Origin of the sequence: Pseudomonas sp. GD03858 (assembly GCF_029840925.1) — a bacterium.
Taxonomy (GTDB): Bacteria; Pseudomonadota; Gammaproteobacteria; order Pseudomonadales; family Pseudomonadaceae; genus Aquipseudomonas.
Map to the genome: position 1 here is coordinate 1 of NZ_JAOCDM010000193.1, position 4,493 is coordinate 4,493.

Genomic DNA, 4,493 nt, shown 5'->3' on the forward strand with positions numbered 1-4,493 from the left:
CCCCGGGCCGAACTGACATGGCCCCCGCCCTACTCCCAGGATTCATTCATGTTCAAGGCTCTGCGTTACTTCGGCTGGCCCCTGCTCACCGGCGTGCTGATCGCCATGCTGATCATCCAGCGCTTCCCGCAATGGGTCGGCCTGCCCAGCCAGGACGTCAACCTGCAGCAGGCGCCGCAAACCACGAAGATCATGCAGGGCCCGGTGTCCTACGCCGATGCCGTGACCCTGGCCGCGCCCGCCGTGGTCAACCTGTACACCACCAAGGTGGTGAACAAGAGCGCCCACCCACTGTTCGAAGACCCGCAGTTCCGCCGCTTCTTCGGCGACAACCTGCCCAAGCAACGGCGCTGGGAGTCGAGCCTGGGTTCGGCGGTGATCATGAGCCCCGAGGGCTACCTGCTGACCAACAACCACGTCACCAGCGGCGCCGACCAGATCGTCGTGGCCCTCAAGGACGGCCGCGAGACCCTCGCCCGGGTCATCGGCAGCGACCCGGAAACCGACCTGGCGGTACTCAAGATCGACCTCAAGAGCCTGCCGGCGATCACCATCGGCCGCTCCGACAACATCCACATCGGTGACGTGACCCTGGCCATCGGCAACCCGTTCGGCGTCGGCCAGACCGTGACCATGGGCATCATCAGCGCCACCGGCCGCAACCAGCTGGGCCTGAACAACTACGAGGACTTCATCCAGACTGACGCGGCGATCAACCCGGGCAACTCCGGCGGCGCGCTGGTCGATGCCAACGGCAACCTGGTGGGCATCAACACGGCGATCTTCTCCAAATCCGGCGGTTCGCAAGGCATCGGCTTCGCCATCCCGGTCAAGCTGGCGCTGGAGGTGATGAAGTCGATCATCGAGCACGGCCAGGTGATCCGAGGCTGGCTGGGGATCGAGGTGCAGCCGCTGAGTCAGGAGCTAGCCGAGTCGTTCGGCATGCAGGGCCGTCCGGGCATCGTCGTGGCCGGGATCTTCCGCGATGGTCCGGCAGCACGGGCAGGGTTGCAGTTGGGTGACGTGATCCTGAGCATCAACGGCGAGCCGGCCGGTGATGGGCGCAAGTCGATGAACCAGGTGGCGCGGATCAAGCCTAACGAGAAGATCACCATCGAGGTGGTGCGCAATGGGCAGCAACTGAAGCTGGTGGCCGAGGTGGGGCTGCGACCGCCGCCTGCGCCGGTGGCCACGAAGGAAGAGAAGTAAACCAACACAGGGTGAACCTTATGCGCGGTCCCTGTAGGAGCGGCCTTGTGTCGCGATGGGGCGCGTAAGCGGCCCCAGGTTTTCAGCTTCGCAGCACATATCCCCGGGGGGCGCGTAGCGGCCCCAGGTTTTCAGCTTCGCAGCACATATCCCCGGGGCCGCGTAGCGGCCCATCGCGACACAAGGCCGCTCCTACAGGGACCGCGTCAGCCGCCCCGGTGGGGCGGCCCCGATTGCATCAATGCAGGATCTGGCTCAGGAACAGCTTGGTCCGATCGCTGCGCGGCCGGTCGAAGAAGTCATCCGGCGCGGCCTGCTCGACGATCTCCCCCTTGTCCATGAAGATCACCCGGTTCGCCACGGTACGGGCAAAGCCCATCTCGTGGGTCACGCAAAGCATGGTCATGCCGTCTTCGGCCAGGCTGACCATGGTGTCGAGCACCTCCTTGACCATCTCCGGGTCCAGCGCCGAAGTCGGCTCGTCGAACAGCATGATCTTCGGCTTCATGCACAGCGCCCGGGCAATCGCCACCCGCTGTTGCTGACCACCGGACAACTGCCCCGGGTACTTGTGCGCCTGCTCCGGAATGCGCACCCGCTCGAGAAAGTGCATGGCGATTTCCTCGGCCTTGCGCTTCGGCAGCTTGCGCACCCACATCGGCGCCAGGGTGCAGTTCTCGAGAATGGTCAGGTGCGGGAACAGGTTGAAGTGCTGGAACACCATGCCCACCTCGCGGCGGATCGCCTCGATCTGCTTGAGGTCGTTGGTCAGCTCCACGCCGTCGACGACGATGCGCCCCTGCTGATGCTCCTCCAGCCGATTGAGGCAGCGGATGGTGGTCGACTTGCCCGAGCCGGACGGCCCGCACAAGACGATGCGCTCGCCCTGACGCACGTTCAGGTTGATGTCCTTGAGCACATGGAACTGGCCGTACCACTTGTTCACGCCCTGCATCTGGATGATGCCTTCGGGGCCGGCAGGCTGCTTGATCGCTTCACTCATTTCGAAACTCCTAACGCTTGTGGCCAGTGTCCAGCTTGCGCTCCAGGTGCATGGAGTAGCGGGACATACCGAAACAGAAAATCCAGAACACCAGGGCGGCGAACACATAGCCCTCGGTGGCCATGCCCAGCCAGGCCGGGTCGGCCGCCGCCTGCTTGACGCTGTTGAGCAGGTCGAACAGACCGATGATGATCACCAGGCTGGTGTCCTTGAACAGGGCGATGAAGGTGTTGACGATGCCGGGGATCACCAGCTTGAGCGCCTGGGGCAGGATCACCAGGCCCATCGCCCGCCAGTAGCCCAGGCCCATGGCCGCGGCGGCTTCGTACTGGCCCTTGGGGATGGCCTGCAGGCCGCCGCGCACCACCTCGGCGATGTACGCCGACTGGAACAGGATCACGCCGATCATCGCCCGCAGCAGCTTGTCGAAGCTCATGCCCTCGGGCAGGAACAGCGGCAGCATCACCGAGGACATGAACAGCACGGTGATCAGCGGCACGCCGCGCCAGAACTCGATGAAGGTCACGCAGACCACCTTCACCGCCGGCATGTTCGAGCGTCGCCCCAGGGCCAGCAGGATGCCCAGCGGCAAGGCGCCGACGATGCCGACCGTGGCGATCACCAGGGTCAGCATCAGGCCGCCCCACTGGCTGGTGGGCACCGTGTCCAGGCCCAGCACGCCGCCGTGCAGCAGGATGTAGGCGAGGATCGGGTATAGCACCAGGAAGCCCAGGCCGTACACGGCCTTGCGCGGGAAGCGCTTGATGAACAGCGGTGCGGCGCCGAGCACGGCGAGCCACACGGTCAGGTCGACGCGCCAGCGCAGCTCCGCCGGGTAGTAGCCGTACATGAACTGGCCGAAGCGCTGCTGGATGAACACCCAGCAGGCGCCTTCCTTGGTGCAATCGGCGCGGGTGGTGCCGACCCAGTTGGCGTCGATGAACGCCCACTGCACCAGCGGCGGCACGATCAGCCAGACCAGGTACAGGGCGAACAACGTCAGCAGGGTGTTGAGCCAGCTGGAGAACAGGTTGGCCCGCATCCAGGCGAGCACGCCAACGGTCTTCACCGGTGGCGGCATGTCGGGTTTGAAAACATGGGCTGTCACGGATGTACCCTCACCGTTCGATCAGCGCGATGCGCTTGTTGTACCAGTTCATCAACAGCGAAATGCTGATGCTGATGGCGAGATAGACGCTCATGGTGATGGCGATCACCTCGATGGCCTGGCCGGTCTGGTTGAGCACGGTACCGGCGAACAGCGAGACCATCTCCGGATAGCCGATGCCGGCCGCCAGCGACGAGTTCTTCGCCAGGTTCAGGTATTGGCTGGTCAGCGGTGGAATGATCACCCGCAGCGCCTGGGGAATGATCACCTTGCGCAGCGTCGGGCCTTCGCGCAGGCCCAGCGAGCGAGCCGCCTCGGTCTGGCCATGGCTGACCGAACGGATGCCGGAACGCACGATCTCGGCGATGAACGCCGCGGTGTAGATGGTCAGCGCCAGGGTCAGGGCCAGCAGCTCGGGGATCAGCACCCAGCCGCCGACGAAGTTGAAGCCCTTGAGCTGCGGCACTTCCCAGTGCACCGGGCTGCCGAACAGCAGCGCGCACACGCCGGGGATGCCGATGAACAGCAGCAGGCCGACCCAGAACTTGTGGAACGGCTCGCCGGTTTCGTCGAAACGCTTGTTGGCGAAACGCACCATCACCACGATGGCGACGATTGCCAGCGCCAGCGCGATCACAAACGGCCAGAAGCCCTCGGCCATCGAGGCGCCGGGCATGTTCAGGCCGCGGTTGCTGATGAAGAAGGTGTCGTCGATGTTGATGCTGCCCCGTGGTCCCGGCAGGGTCAGGAACACGGCGAAGTACCAGAACAGGATCTGCAGCAGCGGCGGAATGTTGCGGAAGGTCTCGACGTACACCGTCGCCAGCTTGTTGATCATCCAGTTCGGCGACAGCCGCGCCACGCCGATGATGAAGCCCAGCAGCGTCGCCAGGATGATGCCGATGAAGGTCACCAGCAGGGTGTTGAGCAGACCGATGACGAATACCCGGGCGTAGCTGTCCGATTCCACATAGGGGATCAGGTGCTGGGCGATGCCGAAGCCGGCGCTGCGCTCGAGGAAATCGAAGCCCGAGGTGATGCCCCGGTGCTGCAGGTTGGTCTGGGTGTTGTGGAACAGGTACCAGCCCAGGCCCACCACGAAGACCACCGTGAGGATCTGGAACAGCCACGCGCGCACACGTGGATCACTAAGGGAAAACCCTTTCCGTGCGC

The 4,493-nt window shown here is 64.6% G+C and carries 4 protein-coding genes; 1 reads left to right on the forward strand and 3 read right to left on the reverse strand.

What is annotated here, in order from left to right; translation table 11 throughout:
* The first annotated feature begins 48 nt into the window (after positions 1-48).
* On the forward strand, positions 49-1,209 hold the full coding sequence (gene algW / locus N5D48_RS25725) for a Do family serine endopeptidase AlgW (protein ID WP_279888926.1): 1,161 nt from the start codon (positions 49-51) through the stop codon (positions 1,207-1,209).
* Between the two features lie 238 nt (positions 1,210-1,447).
* Here the strand turns inward: algW and N5D48_RS25730 are convergent, their stop codons facing one another.
* The 3 genes from N5D48_RS25730 to N5D48_RS25740 form a co-directional block, all read right to left on the reverse strand.
* Positions 1,448-2,212, reverse strand: coding sequence for an amino acid ABC transporter ATP-binding protein (locus N5D48_RS25730; protein ID WP_279888927.1), 765 nt, complete (start codon positions 2,210-2,212; stop codon positions 1,448-1,450).
* 10 nt (positions 2,213-2,222) lie between these two features.
* Complete coding sequence (locus N5D48_RS25735) at positions 2,223-3,320, reverse strand: amino acid ABC transporter permease (protein WP_110736756.1); 1,098 nt, start codon at positions 3,318-3,320, stop codon at positions 2,223-2,225.
* A 10-nt stretch (positions 3,321-3,330) separates the two neighbouring features.
* Positions 3,331-4,493 (reverse strand): amino acid ABC transporter permease (locus N5D48_RS25740; RefSeq protein WP_279888930.1); only part of this gene is annotated, 1,163 nt, incomplete at its 5' end.

Excerpts from the sequence above, each read along its gene's own strand:
- algW (WP_279888926.1), top strand. The coding sequence starts at position 49 with ATGTTCAAGGCTCTGCGTTACTTCGGCTGGCCCCTGCTCACCGGCGTG.
- N5D48_RS25730 (WP_279888927.1), bottom strand. The coding sequence starts at position 2,212 with ATGAGTGAAGCGATCAAGCAGCCTGCCGGCCCCGAAGGCATCATCCAG.